Source organism: Shewanella sp. Isolate13, assembly GCF_022398325.1.
Taxonomy (GTDB): Bacteria; Pseudomonadota; Gammaproteobacteria; order Enterobacterales; family Shewanellaceae; genus Shewanella.
Map to the genome: position 1 here is coordinate 24,389 of NZ_JAKEVD010000007.1, position 19,415 is coordinate 43,803.

General features: G+C 45.9%; 14 protein-coding genes. 8 read left to right on the forward strand and 6 right to left on the reverse strand.

All coding sequences use genetic code 11. The features are described from left to right. Nucleotides 1-154: 154 nt before the first annotated feature. The gene (gene trmL, locus L1D44_RS06425) at nt 155-616 is read right to left on the reverse strand and encodes a tRNA (uridine(34)/cytosine(34)/5-carboxymethylaminomethyluridine(34)-2'-O)-methyltransferase TrmL (RefSeq protein WP_012157137.1); all 462 of its coding nucleotides are present in this window, start codon (nt 614-616) and stop codon (nt 155-157) included. A gap of 269 nt (nt 617-885) precedes the next feature. Here trmL and L1D44_RS06430 point away from each other — a divergent pair, with 269 nt between their 5' ends. Continuing rightward, complete coding sequence (locus L1D44_RS06430) at nt 886-1,818, forward strand: LysR family transcriptional regulator (protein WP_239889382.1); 933 nt, start codon at nt 886-888, stop codon at nt 1,816-1,818. Nucleotides 1,819-4,036: 2,218 nt separating this feature from the next. Here the strand turns inward: L1D44_RS06430 and L1D44_RS06435 are convergent. The 3 genes from L1D44_RS06435 to L1D44_RS06445 form a co-directional block, all read right to left on the reverse strand. Continuing rightward, the gene (locus L1D44_RS06435) at nt 4,037-4,912 is read right to left on the reverse strand and encodes a YjjW family glycine radical enzyme activase (protein WP_239889383.1); all 876 of its coding nucleotides are present in this window, start codon (nt 4,910-4,912) and stop codon (nt 4,037-4,039) included. A 33-nt stretch (nt 4,913-4,945) separates the two neighbouring features. After that, entirely contained in the window at nt 4,946-6,502 is a 1,557-nt protein-coding gene (locus L1D44_RS06440) for a YjjI family glycine radical enzyme (RefSeq protein WP_239889384.1), read from the reverse strand. 220 nt (nt 6,503-6,722) lie between these two features. Next, nucleotides 6,723-8,243, reverse strand: a complete 1,521-nt coding sequence (locus tag L1D44_RS06445) for an aldehyde dehydrogenase family protein (RefSeq protein WP_239889385.1) — start codon at nt 8,241-8,243, stop codon at nt 6,723-6,725. A 247-nt stretch (nt 8,244-8,490) separates the two neighbouring features. Here L1D44_RS06445 and L1D44_RS06450 point away from each other — a divergent pair, with 247 nt between their 5' ends. Then, nucleotides 8,491-9,471 (forward strand): MDR family oxidoreductase, encoded by a 981-nt coding sequence (locus L1D44_RS06450; protein WP_239889386.1) that lies wholly within the window; start codon nt 8,491-8,493, stop codon nt 9,469-9,471. 694 nt (nt 9,472-10,165) lie between these two features. Here the strand turns inward: L1D44_RS06450 and L1D44_RS06455 are convergent. Continuing rightward, nucleotides 10,166-11,101: a LysR family transcriptional regulator gene (locus tag L1D44_RS06455; RefSeq protein ID WP_239889387.1), complete on the reverse strand. Its 936-nt coding sequence runs from the start codon at nt 11,099-11,101 to the stop codon at nt 10,166-10,168. A 489-nt stretch (nt 11,102-11,590) separates the two neighbouring features. Here L1D44_RS06455 and L1D44_RS06460 point away from each other — a divergent pair, with 489 nt between their 5' ends. From L1D44_RS06460 to L1D44_RS06480, 5 genes are all read left to right on the forward strand, one after another. Beyond that, a complete protein-coding gene (locus tag L1D44_RS06460) occupies nt 11,591-13,111 on the forward strand; it encodes a flavocytochrome c (RefSeq protein ID WP_239889388.1) in 1,521 nt (506 codons plus the stop codon). A 28-nt stretch (nt 13,112-13,139) separates the two neighbouring features. Continuing rightward, nucleotides 13,140-13,493: a cytochrome c3 family protein gene (locus L1D44_RS06465; RefSeq protein ID WP_239889389.1), complete on the forward strand. Its 354-nt coding sequence runs from the start codon at nt 13,140-13,142 to the stop codon at nt 13,491-13,493. Between the two features lie 276 nt (nt 13,494-13,769). Beyond that, on the forward strand, nt 13,770-14,909 hold the full coding sequence (locus tag L1D44_RS06470; protein ID WP_239889503.1) for a DcaP family trimeric outer membrane transporter: 1,140 nt from the start codon (nt 13,770-13,772) through the stop codon (nt 14,907-14,909). Between the two features lie 290 nt (nt 14,910-15,199). Beyond that, entirely contained in the window at nt 15,200-16,444 is a 1,245-nt protein-coding gene (locus tag L1D44_RS06475; protein ID WP_239889390.1) for a hypothetical protein, read from the forward strand. An 80-nt stretch (nt 16,445-16,524) separates the two neighbouring features. After that, the gene (locus L1D44_RS06480) at nt 16,525-17,631 is read left to right on the forward strand and encodes a hypothetical protein (RefSeq protein ID WP_239889391.1); all 1,107 of its coding nucleotides are present in this window, start codon (nt 16,525-16,527) and stop codon (nt 17,629-17,631) included. Between the two features lie 121 nt (nt 17,632-17,752). Here L1D44_RS06480 and L1D44_RS06485 read toward each other — a convergent pair whose 3' ends face one another. Next, complete coding sequence (locus L1D44_RS06485; RefSeq protein WP_239889392.1) at nt 17,753-18,640, reverse strand: LysR family transcriptional regulator; 888 nt, start codon at nt 18,638-18,640, stop codon at nt 17,753-17,755. Between the two features lie 121 nt (nt 18,641-18,761). On the opposite strand from L1D44_RS06485, the gene L1D44_RS06490 reads away from it, so the two are divergent. Beyond that, a complete protein-coding gene (locus tag L1D44_RS06490; RefSeq protein ID WP_239889393.1) occupies nt 18,762-19,409 on the forward strand; it encodes a TetR/AcrR family transcriptional regulator in 648 nt (215 codons plus the stop codon). Nucleotides 19,410-19,415 lie beyond the last annotated feature (6 nt).

The window sequence follows — 19,415 nt, forward strand, 5'->3', positions numbered from 1 at the left end:
AACTTAGCGGCTTTTTTGTGTCGGGAACACTTATGGCAAAAGCCCATGGATGGATAGCTTTTGGCTTTGTGCCTGGAACACTTATGGCAAAAGCCCACGGATGGGTCGCTTTTGGCTTTGTGTCTGCAACATTTGTGCTCGAATATGAGCCTGGTTACATACCAGCGTAATCTAACTGACGCCAAGCTTCGTAGCTGATAATGGCAACGGCATTCGACAGGTTCAGACTGCGGCTGGTGGACATCATAGGAATACGAAGACGCTGCTCAGTAGGAATAGAGTCGATGATATCAGCTGGTAGGCCGCGGCTTTCAGGGCCAAATAGCAACACATCGTCTTGCTTAAAGGTTAGCTCTGAGTGTGGGCGGCTCCCCTTCGTGGTACAGGCCATGATGCGTTTGCCAGCCATGGCTTCAAGGAAGGCCTCAAAGTTTTTATGGTGAGTCACATTGGCCAGATCGGCATAGTCTAATCCCGCGCGGCGTAGCTTTTTATCTTCCAAATCGAAGCCTAATGGCTCAATCAGATGCAGCTTGCAGCCGTTGTTAGCGATCAAGCGGATGATATTACCGGTATTTGGGGCGATTTCGGGTTCGTAAAGCGCGATATGGAACATGCTGGCCTGCCTAAAAATTGGTGAGCCGAGATTATACGGCAAAAATTCCAACACGGAAAATTCATGTTATTGATATCGTGTAGCAACAGTAAAGGCTACCAGCAGGCTACAGGCTGAAGAAGGAGCAGGGATATGCGATGGCGCTCGTGAATATCGGGCTTAGCAATATACCGCAAAGGGATTTGCGTCTATATTCCCGTTTATGACTATTACTCCCGTTTATGACTATTACTCCCGTTTACGAATAGACGGCTCTCTTAGGCAGACTTATGGATCTCGCTAAACTCTCTCGGATCAGCATGAAGCATCTGATCACCCTGCATGTGATGCTCGATACCTTGAGCGTGACAGTTAGTGCCGAACGTTTATGTTTAAGTCCCTCATCGGTGAGTAAAACCCTGAGTCAATTGAGGCTGAGTCTCGACGATGAGCTATTCTATCGTCACGGTAACAAGCTGGTGGCCACGCCATTAGCCCGCAGACTAGGCCCCAGTGTGCATCAAATTATCAATGATATGAATCAGTTGGTAACCCAAGAGGCATTTAACCCCGCAGACTACAAAGGGCGCTTTTCATTGGCGATGCGTGAGAGCACCTTCGAGTTATTAGCGGGCAAGTTAATGGCTCACGTACTGACACAAGCGCCCAATATCCGTTTAGATATTTTTGCTAAAGACAGCGTTGGCTTCGATGGGTTAGTTAAAGGCAGCTTGGACTTTATCTTGCTGCCCCATGATAGAAGTCAGCCACCTATCTCCCGACAAGAGTTGGTGTGGGAGACCTTGATCAATGATGAGATGGTGTGCCTGATGAACCCAGAGCATCCGTTGGCGGCTCATGCGCAGATCTCTATCGATGATTACTTGAGTTATAGCCATATCAGCATTAGCGACTCAGACCTAAATACCCCATTTTTTGAGATGCAGTTAGCCCAGCAGGCACGTAATCGCGCGGTACCAATATCGGTAGCAGACTTTGGTAGTGCGGCGCTTTTGTGCCATCACAGTGAGCTGCTGTTTACCTGTTCGCGGCGTTGGGCGGAAACTGCTTTTCAGGCAAAAGGGCTAGTGACTAAGGCGATGCCACTCGATTATGGCGAGGTGGCTTATAGCTTGGTGTGGCATAAGCAGAGTATGAATGATCCTGCTTTGAGGTGGTTGTATCAACAGTTGGTGGAGTTTACTCAAGCAGAGTTTAAATGAGCTTAAGAGTCGGTTTAGTGTTTGATAAAACTGAGCCGTTATTGGTTGTTTACGTTAAAGCAAACGACTGAAGCTGGAGTGTTCAATCTTGGCCGAGTCGATACAAAATTAGTGAATTATGTTGTATTTATTTGCTGGATTATTCGCCAGTAGAATTATTGGTTTTAGAGTAAATGTTAAACAGTATTTAAATTTATAAAATAAAAAATGTTGACGTGCGTCACATTTTTTTGCTAATTTGAATTCAGCGGTTTAGGTCGGAGAGTTCATTGATATAGCGAAGACTCAATCGACTGGGAGTTCGACATTAGCTAGTTTTGCTGGCTGGGCCGGATTCGACAGAGCTGAGGCATTGCTATTAGAAGCTTCGACCGGACTACTTTTCAATCCGACTCTTGCGTACATTATCGGATACCCATTGAGTTACCATCGGGTAACTTTGATAAGCCTAACAAGTCTGCATTCATGTTAGGCAGAAAAACAAAAAAGCATCCCACTGGGGTGCTTTTTTTTGCTTTGTGGTTTTGGCTGATGGTTAGACTTCGTCTAACAATTAAAGTCGTGGCTTTGCCACTTATCAGGCTTTGCCTGAACTTAAGCTATCAAACTTCGTTTGATAAAGGTCGTGGGATTCCATCCCACACCCGGGCAAGAAGGGGTCAACAGCAATCCCCTCTTGGCCATTTCTTTCATAAAGAGTCCCTGCCGCCCCCGACGAAGTTACATGCATTAGATACGGGCCTCGTACTTATTCGAAATAACCTAAGGCTTCCGATGGGGCATCTGATGTTAATGGATTCACAAATGCCGTGATGGCATGGTCAATGATGTTCCCTACATCATAATGACATTTCCAATATCCCTATAGGTCAGATGTCAAGGAACGGCCTGCCCCGCGAAAGCTATGCCCACATCCGTGTGGGCATCACGGACTTTGGTTTATAGTCAGTCTTCAACGCACTTCGGCAACTCCGATGGGGAATTGGTGTTTCCTGTGAGTCTTATGTGAATCTAAGTCTTTTGCTCTTTGTTGAGAACGCAATAGGTGAAATTTTTCTGCTTTCCAACCCAGTGTAGATGCGGCCGTGACCGTCCATGACATGGATGTCATGGCCGAGCTTCCATGGATGGACTTGTAGCGTGTCACGGCAGCGTCTGCGCATGCGCTGGCTGCAGGCCATTGGAACCACTGATGCTGGAAGATACATCAAATACCGCCTAAGCATCGATAAATCAAAGGTTCATCGCTTTAGATTGAAGCTAGCGCTCGTTTCACGCAAATGAAAACCTTAACCTCTGCACATAAGGACGTTCGTTCACATCCATGTGATCACGACATTCGGACATCCTGTCCATCACCGGCTGCAAGCCATTGGAACCGCAGCTGTTGGAAGCTACATCAAATGCTGCCTAAGCATTGATAAACCAAAGGTTCATCGCTTTAGATTTTACCCACTCGAAATATACGCAGTGAGCTAAAGGTTTCGCTTTTCTAACCCAGTGTAGATACAGCTTAGGCCTTTGATGGCATGGTGAGAGATAACGAAGTTATCAAGCTTTCGAACGAGAGGTAGGGATACCGAACTGGCTTTTAAACATGGATGTTGTTTGCCATCGCAGAGCTTACATGGACGTACTTGCAACGATATCCATATCTAAGGGCCAGTTCAGCATCCATGCTTCTCGTTCGTAGCTCAAAGCTTCGCTTTACTCACCGTGCCTAAGAAGCATCTGCACATACGCCGGCCGCAAGCCATTGGAACCACCAATGCTGGAAGTTGGTTTGAAGATTCAAGTTATGAAGAATTTAAAGGTTCACCGCTTTAGATTTTACACGCTCAAATATATACGCCGTAAGCTAAGAGTTTTGCTTTTCTAACCCCGTGTAGATGAGGCTTAGGCCTTTGATGGCATGGATGCCATCGTAGAGCTTACATGGACGTACTTGCAGCGTGCCTAAGAAGTATCTGCACATACGCCGGCTGCAAGCCATTGGAACCATAAATGTTGGAAGTTGGTTTGATGTTTCAAAAGAAACTGAGCTGCAAGGTTCTATCTTTGATTGCCCTCATGCGTTGACAGGAATCGCAGATCAAAACGCCGACAGCAAGCCATTGGAACCACTGAAGTCGAAAGCTGCTTTGATGTCTCAAATGAGTTTAGAGCCAAAGGTTCACCGCTTTAACGCAAAGCGCCAGTGTTAGGCTGGCAAGAAAGCCTACAAATACACACTTGGTAAAACTAAGTTGCCAACCCCACGTTCAGTTAGCCGTGCAGCTAACTCAAGCATCTGCGCTTCACTGCAAGTGCCCCAAAGACGGGCTTCGCCAGTCACTCCATGGTGTTGAAAGGCGTTGAGCTTCACCCTAACGCTAGCAGGAAGCTGGTTTAAATAGCCGGCTACGGCATTAACCTCACTGTCAAAATCACTCACTTTCGGAATATACAGTAGGCGTATTTCGTATAGCTTACCCTCTGCAGCGAGTAGCTTTAAACTACTAAATACTCGGTGGTTATCTCGATCAGTAATATAACGGTGGGTGTGTTCTTGCCATGATTTTAGGTCGATCATCGCACCGTCTAGGTAAGGTATCACTTGCTGCCAGCCACCTTCAGAAACATAACCGTTACTGTCGACCATGCAGCTTAGATGACTCAAATCTGGGCTAGATTTTATCGCTTGAAACAGCTCTATGATAAACGGCAGCTGCAGGGTGGCTTCACCGCCGCTGACGGTGATGCCGTTGATAAAGTGCACTTGCTTGCGGATAAGCTCCAGCATCTCAGGCACCCTGTATTGGCGGGTCTTAGGGCTAGACTGCTTAGGGCAGGTGGCTAAACAGGTATCGCACCGGGTGCATAGCTCGCTGTTCCAGACTACCTTAGATTTTTCTTGCTCAGTGGTTAAACTCAGGGCACCTACTGGGCAGGTGGCCACGCAGTCGCCGCAACTGTCACACATATCTATGGTGTACGGGTTGTGACAATTCTTGCAGTTAAAATTACACCCTTGCAGGAAGATGACCAGACGACTGCCTGGGCCATCGACACAAGAGAAGGGGATAATTTGGTTAACCGTGGCGACTCTGCCCATGATGTTTAGCCTTACCTACTTTAATTAAACTGCTCAGTCCGCGGCATAAGCGGGTGATTGTTCATGGGCGACGACCCGAGGTTGACGCTCTAAAATTTTAGTGTTTTGCGCTGCTTCTGCACCTAGCCATGTAGTATTGGTACGCGATCCTTTAGCTTTAAAGCTGGCGATGTCCGACAGCTTGATCATATAGCCAGTCACGCGAACTAGGTCATTTGAGGCAACGTTGGCGGTAAACTCGCGGAAACCTAAATTCAGTGCACCTTTACACAGTTGCATCATTGCCTGTGGGTTGGCTTTTACTGTCTCGTCTATGGTGAGAATGTCGCTAATGCCCGAGGTGTAATACTGGTGATGCTCGGCCAATGCTTGAATATGGGCAATCGGATTTGGCTCGGTGCCGTAGGGAATACGCACGCCCGGAGTGACATCTTTATCTATACTAATACCGCCTTGTGAGTGCAGTAGAGCTAGGCCGTTGTAGCCATATTTTACAGGCGTTGATTTTACGATGGCATCTAAGGCTTTGGAGATCTTATGTCCTAGCTCATTGGCCGCCGAATTATGGCCATAATGGCTGCTCGGTTTGTCGATGCTCTCTTCGTTGAATTCAGGTGATCCTTGCAAGATATTGACGGCCTCGGCCATGCCATAGATGCCGAACATAGGCGCAAAGCGTGACTCTTCAATCAGCCCCTCGTTAACTAGGAAGCTGTTGAAGAAGTTAGACTCTTGATGCAAAAACTTGGCGCGAGCCTCGATTAGCTCGTAGGTCAGCTGACAATAGTGTGGCAGCACTCGGCTAAAGAAGTCACCTAAACTGCTGGCTTTCAATGCGACCTCTTTCAGGTTTAGCCTGACTAAGGTATTCGCACCGCCCGCGAGTGGCAACGAGTTATAGCAACTGACGATACCAAAGCCTTTTTCATCGAAGCTATTGGCATGCAATGGGTAGTTGGCAATATGCGGCTTGCTGCACTCACAGATATTGCTGGCGGCAACTTGCAGTAGCTCGTCAGGGGTGATCTCTGGGTCGTACATAAAGGTCAGGTTAGGCGCTATCTGCTTAAGCTCCGCATCGACGCGTAAAATGGTGCGACAGACAATATTGTCTGTCGGGCCTATGTTCACATGCATAAAGGCATCTGGCAGGGTACGATCTAGCATGATCCAGAATAGCTTTAACTTACGGTAGATGGTCTCAGGTGCTAAGTCTTGGCAGAACGGCAGTAGAATATCGTCGAGTTGACCGAGATAGACGGGAATATTGGTGACCGATGGCACATGATGATAAATAATCGTCAGTGCATTGAGCGCTTCATCGAGATCTTGCGCCGGACTGAGCTCTAAATACTCTGAACCATTCTTTAGGAACTTGGCGTAATCGGGCAGCACATATCTTGGCTTAAATGGTGCGTTTCCTTCAAACATATCACAGATAACGCCTTGTGCCTTGGCCTCTGCAACGGCTTCAGACACCTCTACATAGGGCAGGCTCGCTTCTGCCTCTAAGGCTAAGAAGTTCGATTTTTGCTTTGGTGAAAGATGAGGGTCACGAGTGATTTGAGCGAATCTGTTTTCAACGGTCATGGTGCAATATCCACTATTATTTTATGGATATAGTGTAAGGGGTCGCGAGAGAATTCTTATAGTGAAAAGCTGGTAAATAGTGATTTCTAATTTGGAAATTCGATGCCAAAGATCTCAGCTTATTTGAAATTGAGTCGTGAGTGGGATTGATGGCGTAAAGTGGCAGACTGGCGATGGGTTACGCCAGCCTGCATAGCTTTAGCTATCCAGCGAAAACGGGTTAAAAGAAGCCCAGTGGATTAGCATCGTAGCTGATCAACAGGTTCTTAGTATTTTGATAGTGATCTAACATCATCTTGTGGGTTTCACGGCCAATGCCCGATTTCTTATAACCACCAAAGGCGGCGTGAGCAGGGTAGGCGTGATAGCAATTAATCCATACTCGTCCCGCTTGTATGCCGCGCCCCATGCGCTGAGCGGTGTTCATATCGCGAGTCCATACGCCAGCACCTAGACCGTATTCGGTATCGTTGGCAATGGCTAAGGCCTCAGCTTCATCCTTAAAGGTGGTAACTGAGATCACCGGGCCGAAGATCTCCTCTTGGAAGATGCGCATCTTGTTAGTGCCCTTTAAGATGGTCGGTGTAATGTAAAAGCCTTGGCTGTGCTCGCCCTCAAGCTTGCATATGTTGCCGCCAATTAGTACCTCTGCGCCCTCATCTTTACCTATGTCTAAGTAGCTTAAGATCTTGTCGAACTGCTCCTGAGAGGCCTGTGCACCCACCTGAGTATCGGTATCGAGTGGGTTGCCCTGTTTAATGGTTTTACAGCGCTCAATCACCTTAGCGATAAACTTGTCGTAGATAGACTCATGAATTAGGGCTCGGGATGGACAGGTACAGACCTCACCCTGGTTGAAGAAGGCCAGCAGCATGCCCTCTACCGCTTTATCTAGATATTCATCTTCGTGATCCATTACATCGGCAAAGTAAATATTGGGTGACTTGCCGCCAAGTTCGACGGTTGACGGAATTAACGACTCGGCCGCGCACTTTAAAATATGATGACCGATTTCGGTGGAGCCGGTAAAGGCTAGCTTAGCAATACGTTTGCTGGTGGCTAGGGCTTGACCGGCCTCGGTGCCAAAGCCATTAACCACGTTGAGAACGCCTTTTGGTAGTAGGTCTTCGATAAGTTCGAGTAGCACCAGAATTGAGGCCGGAGTCTGCTCGGCAGGCTTAAGCACGATGCAATTGCCTGCTGCCATCGCTGGAGCAATTTTCCAAGCAGCCATTAGCAGGGGAAAGTTCCATGGGATGATCTGGCCGACGACACCTAAGGGTTCAGGGAAATGGTAACTGACGGTATTGGCATCGATATCGGCGGCGCTGCCCTCCTGGGCGCGGATACAGCCGGCAAAATAGCGGAAGTGGTCGACAACTAGCGGTAGATCTGCGGCTAAGGTTTCCCTTACGGCTTTACCGTTATCCCAGCTCTCGGCAATCGCTAGCGGCTCGATATTTTGCTCGATGCGATCGGCGATCTTTAGCAGTATGTTGGCGCGCTCTGTTACCGAGGTTTTGCCCCAACTTTCTTTAGCTTCATGGGCGGCATCGAGTGCCAGTTCAATATCGACCGCGCCTGAACGCGGCACTTGGCAGAACACTTGACCATCTATGGGGGAAGCGTTGTCAAAGTAAAGCTCATTAACGGGTTTAGTCCATCTACCGCCAATGAAATTTTGGTACTGAGGTTTGAAGTTGATAATGGCGTCGGATGTTCCTGGTTTGTTGTAGATCATGCTCACAATTCCTTGTCTGTTTTTTATGCGACAATTCAGTGTAGTAGATAAATTTGCCATGGGGGTATAGGAAGAAGGTCGAGTAGCATATTGTTGAGGTGTTTGATTATTTTGGAGTAAAAGTCTGTATTGGTTGTGATGGAATTTTGATTATGAATGCTGCGCATTGTTTCTATGCAAAATATGCACTTCATTCATAGATGTTTATGGCCTATGCTTCTCTCATCAGTTTAAATAGGAACTTGTCATGTTTAACGCACTTGTTTTGACCCAAGAAGAAAAGAAAACGCTGGCGAATATTCGCCAAATCACCGAGGCGGATCTGCCTGAAGGTGAAGTCTTAGTAGATGTTTCATGTTCATCACTGAACTACAAAGATGGTTTAGCGGTTACCGGTGTCGGCAAAATTATTCGTAACTTCCCTATGGTGCCAGGCATCGATTTTGCGGGTACCGTGCTTGAGTCAAGCGATGAGCGTTATAAGGCGGGTGACAAGGTTATCCTTACCGGTTGGGGCGTTGGTGAGAATCACTGGGGTGGTCTTGCCGAAAGAGCCCGTGTTAAAGCCGACTGGTTAGTGCCAATGCCTGCCCACTGTGACGCGGCTAAGGCGATGCAGATTGGCACCGCAGGTTTAACGGCTATGTTGTGCGTACAAGCATTGCAAAATGCAGGGGTTAAGCCTGAAGACGGTGAGATTTTAGTGACTGGCGCCAGTGGTGGCGTAGGTAGTGTTGCGGTGACCTTGCTGGCACAGTTAGGTTATCGCGTAGTGGCAAGCTCGGGTCGTGTCGAACAAAATGGTTCCTTGCTGACTAAGCTTGGTGCTAGCGAAGTGATTGACCGTAGTGAGCTTGAAGTCGATGCTCGCCCGCTTGAAAAGCAGCGCTGGGCTGGTGTGGTGGATACCGTAGGTAACAAGGTATTGGCTACGGCTCTAGCACAGATGAATTATGGCGGCGCGGCTGCTATCTGTGGTTTGGCGGGGGGCTTTGCACTACCAACTACAGTGATGCCATTTATCTTACGTGGCGTGAACCTTCTCGGCGTTGATTCGGTTGCTTGCCCATTTGAGAAGCGTCAAGCGGCGTGGGATGCAGTACTTAACTTGTTACCTGCTAGCTACTTCGAAGATGCTTGCGAGACTATTTCGTTAGAGCAGGTGCCTGAATTTGCACAGCGTATTATCAAAGGCCAAGTGACAGGGCGCGTGCTAGTTCAGTTGTAAAAAGGTTCCCTAGGTCCAAGGAAAAGAAAGGTGCTAGGGAAAGCTAAGACGAACGGCCTGCGGCCTAGGGAGCGTGACTGCGTCACTTACGGAAAAGCTGGAAAGGCTAAGAAAGGTCATAGGAAAGGATAAGAGAGGTACTAGATCCTAGGAAAGGCTGAGACGGAAAAGCCGGAAAAGCTAAGAAGCGGCAAGGGTGGTGCTTTTGGTCTTTGCTGTTCCTAGCAGGGCGCAGTCCGTCCTCGCAGCGAAGCGTCCTAGGATCTAGGAAAAGCTGAGACGAACGGCCTGCGGCCTAGGGAGCGTGACTGCGTCACTTACGGAACGCTATGCTGACGGAAAAGTCTGTTCTCTCCTGTAGGTTGGGCTTTAGCCCATTAGGCTCTAGTTATTCATCCACGATTCCAATCTGCAGTACAATCCATATCTTATTGATACATATCGTATTGACGGCATAAATGCCGACCTACATAAAGCGGGAAAAGCTGGAAAGGCTAAGAAAGGTCCTAGGTTCTAGGAAAAGCAAAGCCGAAAAAGTCGGAAAGGCTAAGAAAGGTTCTAGGTTCTAGGAAAAGCAAAGACGAAAAAGTCGGAAAAGCTAAGAAGTGGCAAGGGTGGTGCTTTTGGTCTTTGCTGTTCCTAGCAGGGCGCAGCCCGTCCTCGCAGCGAAGCGTCCTAGGGCCTAGTACTTTGTTTATTGCATATTTTGTGGCGTCTGTGACAGCAGCTCTTTGATCGCGTTTGCCATCTCTTCACGCAGCCATCGCTGTGCCTTATCTTGATCGCAGCGAGAATGCCAGAACAGGTTGTAGTCTAAGCTTTGCAGCTTAAATGGCAGGGGTTTTACTTTTAGTTTATGTCGTTGGGCAGCCATTTCAGCCATGCCTTCGGGCAGGGTAATAATCAATGGATTCACCGATTGCAGTGCTAGTGCTGTATCTAAGTGCGGGGTTCTCAATAGCTCGGTGCGCGGTGGATACTGACTAATGGCATCATCGAGCAATGCCTTTACCCCATCACTAATTGCAATCGTTGCATGAGGGTAGTGCAGATAATCTTCTAGGGTGATATCGCTATTTGCCAGCGGATGATTCGGTGACAGCAAGCAGCTGACTCCCACCTTGCCGAGAAAGGTCTGCTGTAAATTTCCGGTTTGGCCAATGGCGCGGCAGATTGCCATATCCGCGCCTTTTACGCTGAGCTGCGCCTGTAACTCTTTCTGTTGTACGGGCACAACCTCAAGTCGGATCTGTGGTGCTTGTTGGTAAATACTAGGCAGAATAAAAGGGATTAACGCCTGCATAGCATAATCGGTCACGGCGATAGAAAATTGCTGCTGACACTCTTCGGGCACAAAGGCTTTAGGGGTGAGCAACTCAATCAGTTGGCCCGTGGGTTGGCGTAACTGTTGGTAGCACTCTAATGCGAACGAGGTCGGCACGAGTTGCTGACCAACACGAGAAAATAGCGGATCGTTGAGCATCTCCCTAAGGCGCGCGAGAATGCGACTGGTGGCAGATTGACTGAGGTGTAAACGCTTAGCCGCTTGGGTGACGCTACGCTCTTCGACCAAGATCTGTAGAGCGATCAACAGGCTTAGATCTTGGCGGTAGATCTCTTCTAATTCCATAAAATCCTTGGCTTAGCAACATTAGCGTTATTCGCTGTTTTAATGAGACTTATTTAAGCTTACTCACATAATGATGGCATAGAAGTTTGTAGGCCGAAAATATTATCTAAGAATATTTTAACAGGGGCGGTTAGTGGTGCGGTGGTTAAACAGTCTGTTTGTTACAATGGGTTAACTTTTGGGCTCTGTGCCGAAGAAGGGTCTTCTGTGTTGCCTCGTTTGTGCTATCTGGCTAATCGAGTAAATCAAATAAAACAGTGCTAAGTCAGATGTGTATTGTGATTGTTGCTTGATAGTTTGCTATCTGTCAGCGTTTGGAATCGGTTCCAAAATACTCCTAAAGTAGTAAAAAACTCAAACATTGGATCTAGCTTTGAGTTTGTAGATGTTATTTTATTGTTTCTTGGAAACCTTTGTTTAACTCCCGTTTTGGAACTCATTCCAGCCCTATGATTATTGCGTCTAATAAAACTAATAGGGTGATGACAGATGAGCAATAAAGATCTGCTAGGACGCCGTAATTTCATTAAAGGATTCGGAGCTGCAGCAGGTGTCGCGATGGCTGCACCAGCACTGGCCGTATCTGAGAAAGCGGATGGCGTTAAATGGGACAAAGAAGTTGAAGTCCTAATTATTGGTTCGGGTTTTGCGGGATTGGCGGCGGCGATTGAAGCCACGCGTAAAGGCGCAAAAGACGTACATATCTTTGAGAAGATGTCGTATTTTGGCGGAAACTCAGCCATCAATGGTGGCTTATTTGCAGCACCAGGTACGCCGATGCAGAAGCAAGAAGGCGTTAAAGATTCAGTTGATCGTATGGTTAACGATCAGCTTAAGTCTGGTCGCGGTATTGCCGATGAAGCACTGCTTCGCCATGTAGCCGAGCATGCGGTTGAAGCATTGCAGATGACATTAGATGCGGGTTCTGAATATCACCCTTATCTACAGCAGTTAGGTGGTCACTCAGTGGCGCGTACCTACCAAACCACAGTGAGCTGTGGTGCGGGTATCACTCAGCCTTTGTTACAAGAGTGCCGTAAGTTAGGCGTTCATACCCATAACCGTGCTAAGTTCGAAGGTTTCTTAGTGGGTGATAAAGGCGAAGTGGTTGGCGTGAAAATGCGTCAGAACTATCACTTCGGTGAAGAGCAGCCAGGCGATGTTATTAACATCCGCGCTAAGCGTGGCGTGATCATGGCTACAGGTGGTTTCGCGCAAAATGTTGATCTGCGCATGGCGCAAGATCCGACCCTGACATCTGAAGTCGGTTGTACTAACGCACCGGGTGCGACAGGTGAAGGTATGTACGAGATGTTCCGTCTCGGCGCTATTCCAGTGCATCTAGCACACATCCAGTCTGGTCCTTGGGCGTCGCCAGATGAAGGTGGTTTTGGCTATGTGTCTAATTACTCTATCTACAATTTCCCACATTCAATGGCTGTTAACCGTTTAACGGGTAAGCGTTTCATGAACGAAATTGCTGACCGTAAGACTCGTGCCGATGCAGAACTTGCTTGCCGCGACGAGAAAGGTAACGCATTGCCTCCTATCTTGATCACTAGCTACAAGGATTCTAAGAAGCATCCAAATACCAAGAAAGTGATCAAGTACAACGTGGGTTGGAAGTTCGACTCTGTTGAAGAGTTGGCTAAGCATTTTGATGTGCCATTAGCACCGCTTAAAGCACAAATTGCTGAGTACAACGAGTACGTTAAGACCGGTGATGATAAGCAGTTTGGCAAGAACATGACCAAGGCCAAAGACAAGTACATTCAAGCACCATTTACCGTGGTTCGCTTATGGCCAAAAGTGCACTATTGCCAAGGTGGTGTGCAGGTCAACACTAAAGCCGAAGTAAAAGACAGCTTTACAGGACAGTCAATTCCTGGGCTATACGCAGCCGGTGAAGTGTGTGGTGGTATTCATGGTGTGAGCCGTTTAGGTAGTTGCTCAATTCCTGAATGCATGGTGATGGGTATGACAGCTGCACGCAGTGTCATGAAAGCCTAAGTTTGCCAGATAATAAGAGGAATGAGCGATGAGTAAATTAAAAGCGGTATTAGCGCTAACCTTTGGTTGCCTACTAACCTTGTCTGCACAAGCTGTAGAAATACGTGACCACCATAAAGAAGTGATCGGAAAAGATTGTAAAACATGTCATGACAATGGCATTAAGCAATTCCCATCGGATCAGGCTTGTTTACAGTGTCATGATGTTGATGACTTAGCAGAGCAAACTGCACGTAGTGAAGAAGATAAGTGGCAGAATCCACATAACAACTTGCACTATGGCAAAGAGCTTCCTTGCCAAGAATGTCATAGCGAACATGGTACTAAGCAACCACTATGTAGCAACTGTCATACGTTTAAGTTTGATAAATTTAAGAAGTAAGATTAACTCAATTATATTTAGTGTGGTTTCATCTCAACCACACTAAATAATGAGTGCGGGCCATAATTAATTTATGGCCTTTTTTCCCTGCATTGTTTTATTTTTGACCCTCAATTCTTATTGAGGGTTTTTTTATGCGACCTTGTTAACGAAATTGATATATCTTCTGGTGCACGCTGTTAAGTGTGTGTTTCATTTGTTTTTGGAATTGGTTCCAACTGTATTATTTCTATGAAAGATTGGTTGTATTTATATTAATAATTACGGTGGTGAATGATGAATAAAAATATATTGGCTTTGTCTGTTTTAGTTATTTTAAGTAGTAGTGCAAATGCTAGTGATACTACTTTTAAATTTGGTGGATATGTAAAAGCTGACGTAATGTTTAGTGATTATAGTAATGGTGCACCTGATTCAGGTCATATTTCGAGACAGTTTTATGTGCCTGGGACTATATATGGTGTTTCTGATAATGGAGAGCAAGTTGTTGACTTTCAAGCTAGAGAGTCAAGATTTAACTTTAGTTCCCTCAGTAATATTAATGGGCATAAGTTAAAAGGGTTTATAGAGTTAGACTTTATGACGCATGCGGATGGTAATGAACGCGTGTCGAATAGTTACTCTCCTAGAATTCGTCATGCGCTAGTAAGCTTCGATAATTGGTTAGTTGGTCAAACTTGGACGACTTTTCAAAATCCAGCTGCATTGCCTGAAAACCTAGACTTTGTTGGTGCCGCAGAAGGTACACCATTCGTTCGTCAAACACAGGTTCGTTACACCAATGGTGGTTTTCAGTTTGCGATAGAAAACCCTGAAACAACATTGACTGCAAATGTTGATATGGGTGGAGGAAGACTTACTAGCGGTAGTGGCATGGTTCCTGATTTTATTGCTCGTTATAACATCAATACCCAAGGTGGATCTAAGTATTCTTTTGCAGCTTTAGTGCGCCAATTAAATATTGAAGATGCAAACTACGATTCACAGGAAATGGCATACGGCATGAGTATGACTGGTGTTGTTCCTGTTGGTAACGATGATCTTAAGTTCTCCGCTACAGCGGGATCGGGCTTAGGTCGTTATATGGCATTGAACTATGCCAATGCAGGTGTCATTGATAACAATGGTGATATTGAAACTATCGACTCTTACGGAGGCTTTGTATCTTATCGTCATTGGTGGAATGAAAAGTGGCGCTCTAGTATCACTCTATCAGGTTTCAAAGCTGATAATAATGAGTCTTTAACGGGTGGAAAAGTTAATAAAGAGTCCTATTCTGGCTATATCAACTTATTATATTCACCAATTAAGCCAATTACAGTGGGTGTTGAGTATATGTATGCTGAGAATACTAAGCAGAATAACGATTCAGCGGAATTAAATCGTGTGATGTTCTCTTTAAAGTACGTTATCTAATTAAAAATTTAATTCTTGCGATCTTTTTTAGCACAAATGGTGACAGGCTTTAGCTAGAAGATGCTCCCCATTACAGCTGCGCCACGGATGGCGTGTCTGTGACCATTTTTGCTATTTACTGTGTTTTATAAATAGCCTTTATTTTGATTTGTGTTTTTAGCCGTGATTGTGAGCTATACAACATTGCATGTTGTTTATGTTGAGCTTGCTAGTTTTTTGGAATTAATTCCATGTTTATTATTTCATTTAGAAAAGGGCTTACTTATTAAAAAAATATTAAAGGGTGATGTATGAGGTTTAATTTTTTGTTCGGGTCTTTGTTATTATCAAGTAGTGTTGTCGCTGCAGATATTCCTGATTTTCTCGATAAGAATGATATTGAGAATGCGCAATTTCAGTGTTTAGGTGACTCACCTCAATATAGTGCGAGAGATCAAAAGTATATCGATATCTTATGGGACGAGACTCTAAGCTACCTTGAGGCTTATGCCGTTGCATTGACTAACGATCAGGCTAGCGGCTGCTTAAATTCAGATACTGCCATGATAGATTCAACCGAGGGCGGTCAGCATATTTGCGTGATGGACAGGCGCGATATGAAGCTGATGGTAAAAAACATCTATCAAGTAATTAATAATGCAGACGAAGCAAAGAGATGCTTTGGCGCACGTGAAGATGTGAGTTGGATTTACAATCCCGGTGGTGAGCTAACCAAGAACTCCCCGGTTGCTCAGCATTTTAAGCGCACCACATTTGAAGAGTTTTTCGATGAGAAGGTGACAGATAAACAAGTGAAGAAGTATGGCGAAAGCTTTACTAAAAACTTTTATAAGATGGTGACTGGCGATGAAGTGAAAATGCCAGCCGTCTTCCCCTATGACATTAGCGCCAACTCTTTACCAAACCTATGGGCTGCAGCGGGTTGGTTCCCTATGTACGCCGAAGAGAGCAAGCGTAACGATAAGAACTTTAATAATATTCGTGGTGGTTATGCTTATGCCGAGATCTTCGGTCATTGGGGGTTACTGCGTATCGATGAGATTAACGGTGAAAAAGTCGGAGCCGAGGTGGGTATGACAGTACAGTCGGTAGATACCTTGTATCCGTTCCATAATCATGCGATCTCTGAGATGTACTACAATATGCGTATCCCCGCGTGTACTAATCAGTTTAAAACTATGGCTATACGCGAAGACTCGCCACTGGTTAAAACAGTTGAAGAGGATGACAAGATCCGTCGAGTACAGTTTGATGAGGGCCAGCATAATTCGCAAACTATGTGGCGTTCGGGTAGTAGTGAACAAGATCCATTGATCTATTTCCACCAGAATACGATACATGCGTTTGATATCGATGGTAGCTGTGAGGCTAACCCCGAAGAGCGTGCGATTGTGTCTGTATGGGCGAGAAGTAATGCCCATGATAAACGCAATGATTATGGCACCACCCTATTGTGTGAATCTGCCAAGAACCCCGGCACACCAGCTAAACGCGGTGAAGTGATCCAGTGTGATCTTACTAAGCTGAAGTGGTAATTGCGATAAAAGGCGGTTGGCAAAAGCTGCCGCCTATAAATATAAGAAGATATAAATTGAAGTTGGAAGGGATGTATCTGATGAAAAAAAAGAATTTAGTGTTACCGCTAGTGAGCATTATAGCTATGACAAGCCAATATGCCTTAGCCGATGATTTGGAGATTGGCGGTTCGGTAAGGGTAAACTATAGCTACAGTGACTATTCAGAATCTTCAAAAGATAAATTAGGTGATTTTGATTTTAATTTATTTTCTATTACTTTTTCTGATAAATGGAATGATATTGGCGTTAAAGCCGAATATCGATTTTATGATGGTTATGATCATTTAAAGTATGGTTATGCTTATTGGGATGCCAATGAAGACCTTACAATAAGCGGTGGTGCTATCAGTAAACCCTTTGGTAATAAGGGGTACGCGTCCCACAACTGGTGGTACAGTCTGAATTACTATATGGGGTTTGAGGATGATTATGGTCTAGGTGTGAGCGCTCAATATCAAAATGGTAGTTCATTAACCGAAGTCGCATTCATTAAAAATGCCATCTATGGCTCTACAGATCATCGGGATTTTGCCGGTACAGTCGCGAAAGGCACTGTAGGTGATACCACCTATAACAACGAAGAGACCAATACCCTTGCTGGTCGTCAAAGCTTTACCTTAAACAGTGGTGATTTGACTACGATTATCGGCGCTTCTATTGAATATGGTCAGCTGTATAACTCAGAATTTGGTGAGAATGGCGACACGCTTAATTACGCCGTGCATCTTGATCTGAATTATGACGGCTGGGGTTTGCAAGCTCAATATTTAGCGTTTGATTTTGATCAGTATGATGATGGTCAAATCGATCCCAATAAGATAGGTATGGGCATGCTCGATGGTTTTTACGAGGTCGCGAGCAAGGGAAATATCTATACCGCTAACCTGTCTAAGAGTGTTGGCACTTCATGGGGCAGTTTAACTCTTTATAATGATTTCAGTATGGTACAGCCAGATTTTGATGAGTTTGATGACTCATTATTGAATACTATGGGGATTTCAATGGCCTATGGTCCAGTCTTTGTGTATGTGGACTACTACATGGCGAAGAATGTGCTCTGGTTGGGTGGCAATAGCTTAGGCTTAGTCCAAAGCGATGATCACTGGAACCACCGCTTCAATATCAATTTTGCTTACTATTTCTAGTTATTGCCGTTTAGATAGCAGTCGATAGCAAAATGCCAACCACCGGGTTGGCATTTTTGTTTTTTAGCTCTAAACCACCTAGTCCAGAAGGTGGCTTCCTTACTTTTAGGCTAAATGCGGATTAGCCCTGTAGACTGGATTGTGGTACTTCACCCAACTCCTGCACGTTGGCTTTAATTAGATTAATAAGCTGATCAGTCGCTTCTGTTTGCGTGTCAGGGTTGAGATACAGTGACTCATTAAAGGGCGGAAGCGGCGGAATGTTATGCTCAATCGGGTCGATGATCTGCATCTTATCGCTGATACGAAATTCGGCAATCGGGGCGATAACGAGATCATTCTCCACCGCCATACACATGGCTGCAGGTGAAGGTGTCGATAGCAGAACGCTCATGGGACGCATGGAGATCTGGTGATTGGCAAAAACCTGGGCACGGATCGGACAGTTTTCAGGATACAGTGCCATAGGCACGGTTTCGCGTTTATGGGCACTGCCACCTTTTGCGGCAACCCAATGAAAACGGCGCTCAAATAGCAACTCGCCATGCCCTGCTGCTGGGGCCTGCCAATGGGTTGCGACAATCACATCGAACTCGCCATTATGCAGCCGCTTATAGAGATTGCCACTGACATCGGTATCTATGACTAACTCAATACAGGTAAATTCACGAATAAACTCTAGCAGGCAGCTGCCTAGGTAACGATTGATGTAGTCAGTCGGCACCCCGAGTCGTATGACTTCACGGTTTTGACAATCTTTTAGCTCGTCAATCGCTTGAGAACTGAGCTGCAACATCTTATAGGCGTAGTTGAGTAGCGTCTTGCCGGACTCGGTCATGGTGACCCCTTTGTTGTCTCTTAACAGCAAAGGTTGACCGACGCTCTCCTCTAACTTTTTGATTTGCAGGCTTAAAGTTGACTGGGTGCGACAAAGTTTTTCAGCAGCTTTAGATAAGTTGCCACACTCTACAACCGCAATGAAGCTCTCTAATAGTTCGATTTTTAACATAGGCTATTGAGTTTATTCATAGTGGTATCAGTATTACTCAATACCCCCAGTGCCGCTAGGCTGCTACTTTATGAATGTGACGTGAATTTCAATTGATTGTTAGATTTGTGAAGAGGTCGACATGAGTAACTGGCAGCAGCGAGAAAGCTACTTAACGGATATTGCCGAGCGTTGTTTACGGGGGCATAAGAGCTTCGACTTGCGGCGCTCTCACCTAGTTGAGGCGAGCCAGATCTCTAAGGGCACCATCTACAATCATTTTCCCTCAGAGGCAGATTTAGTGGTGGCCGTTGCAACGGCGCATTACAGAAAACGTCTTGAGAGAGCGGCCATCGATGATGCGCAATACAGTGATTATTTAACTCGATTCCTCATGCATCACTGTTGGGGACTAAGAGACGATCTTTTATATGATCGGTTTATCATCTCCCGCGTGATGCCGAACCCTGAACTGCTAGAGCTGGTGACTGATGATAACCGAGCCGCATTCGAGCAGATTTATGGTGAGTACATTCAATGGAATAATGAGCTGATTAAGTCAGTCGGCGTCGTAGAAGGGTTTAACCGCGCGGAGTTGGTGGCTAACTATCTGCGCGGCGCATTGATTAACTGTGACGATGCGGGTAAGGCGTATGATGATGCCTGCCTGTACTATCAATTTAGCTATGCACTCGCGCAGCTGATGGGGCATTCAAATAAGCGTATTCCTAAACAGCCTGAGTACGCTAGTTGGCTTGCTCAGCTAGAGCCAGCGGCAAATGCCGCTTAGCGCTAG

Excerpts from the sequence above, each read along its gene's own strand:
- trmL (WP_012157137.1), bottom strand. The coding sequence starts at position 616 with ATGTTCCATATCGCGCTTTACGAACCCGAAATCGCCCCAAATACCGGT.
- L1D44_RS06430 (WP_239889382.1), top strand. The coding sequence starts at position 886 with ATGGATCTCGCTAAACTCTCTCGGATCAGCATGAAGCATCTGATCACC.
- L1D44_RS06435 (WP_239889383.1), bottom strand. The coding sequence starts at position 4,912 with ATGGGCAGAGTCGCCACGGTTAACCAAATTATCCCCTTCTCTTGTGTC.
- L1D44_RS06440 (WP_239889384.1), bottom strand. The coding sequence starts at position 6,502 with ATGACCGTTGAAAACAGATTCGCTCAAATCACTCGTGACCCTCATCTT.
- L1D44_RS06445 (WP_239889385.1), bottom strand. The coding sequence starts at position 8,243 with ATGATCTACAACAAACCAGGAACATCCGACGCCATTATCAACTTCAAA.
- L1D44_RS06450 (WP_239889386.1), top strand. The coding sequence starts at position 8,491 with ATGTTTAACGCACTTGTTTTGACCCAAGAAGAAAAGAAAACGCTGGCG.
- L1D44_RS06455 (WP_239889387.1), bottom strand. The coding sequence starts at position 11,101 with ATGGAATTAGAAGAGATCTACCGCCAAGATCTAAGCCTGTTGATCGCT.
- L1D44_RS06460 (WP_239889388.1), top strand. The coding sequence starts at position 11,591 with ATGAGCAATAAAGATCTGCTAGGACGCCGTAATTTCATTAAAGGATTC.
- L1D44_RS06465 (WP_239889389.1), top strand. The coding sequence starts at position 13,140 with ATGAGTAAATTAAAAGCGGTATTAGCGCTAACCTTTGGTTGCCTACTA.
- L1D44_RS06470 (WP_239889503.1), top strand. The coding sequence starts at position 13,770 with ATGAATAAAAATATATTGGCTTTGTCTGTTTTAGTTATTTTAAGTAGT.
- L1D44_RS06475 (WP_239889390.1), top strand. The coding sequence starts at position 15,200 with ATGAGGTTTAATTTTTTGTTCGGGTCTTTGTTATTATCAAGTAGTGTT.
- L1D44_RS06480 (WP_239889391.1), top strand. The coding sequence starts at position 16,525 with ATGAAAAAAAAGAATTTAGTGTTACCGCTAGTGAGCATTATAGCTATG.
- L1D44_RS06485 (WP_239889392.1), bottom strand. The coding sequence starts at position 18,640 with ATGTTAAAAATCGAACTATTAGAGAGCTTCATTGCGGTTGTAGAGTGT.
- L1D44_RS06490 (WP_239889393.1), top strand. The coding sequence starts at position 18,762 with ATGAGTAACTGGCAGCAGCGAGAAAGCTACTTAACGGATATTGCCGAG.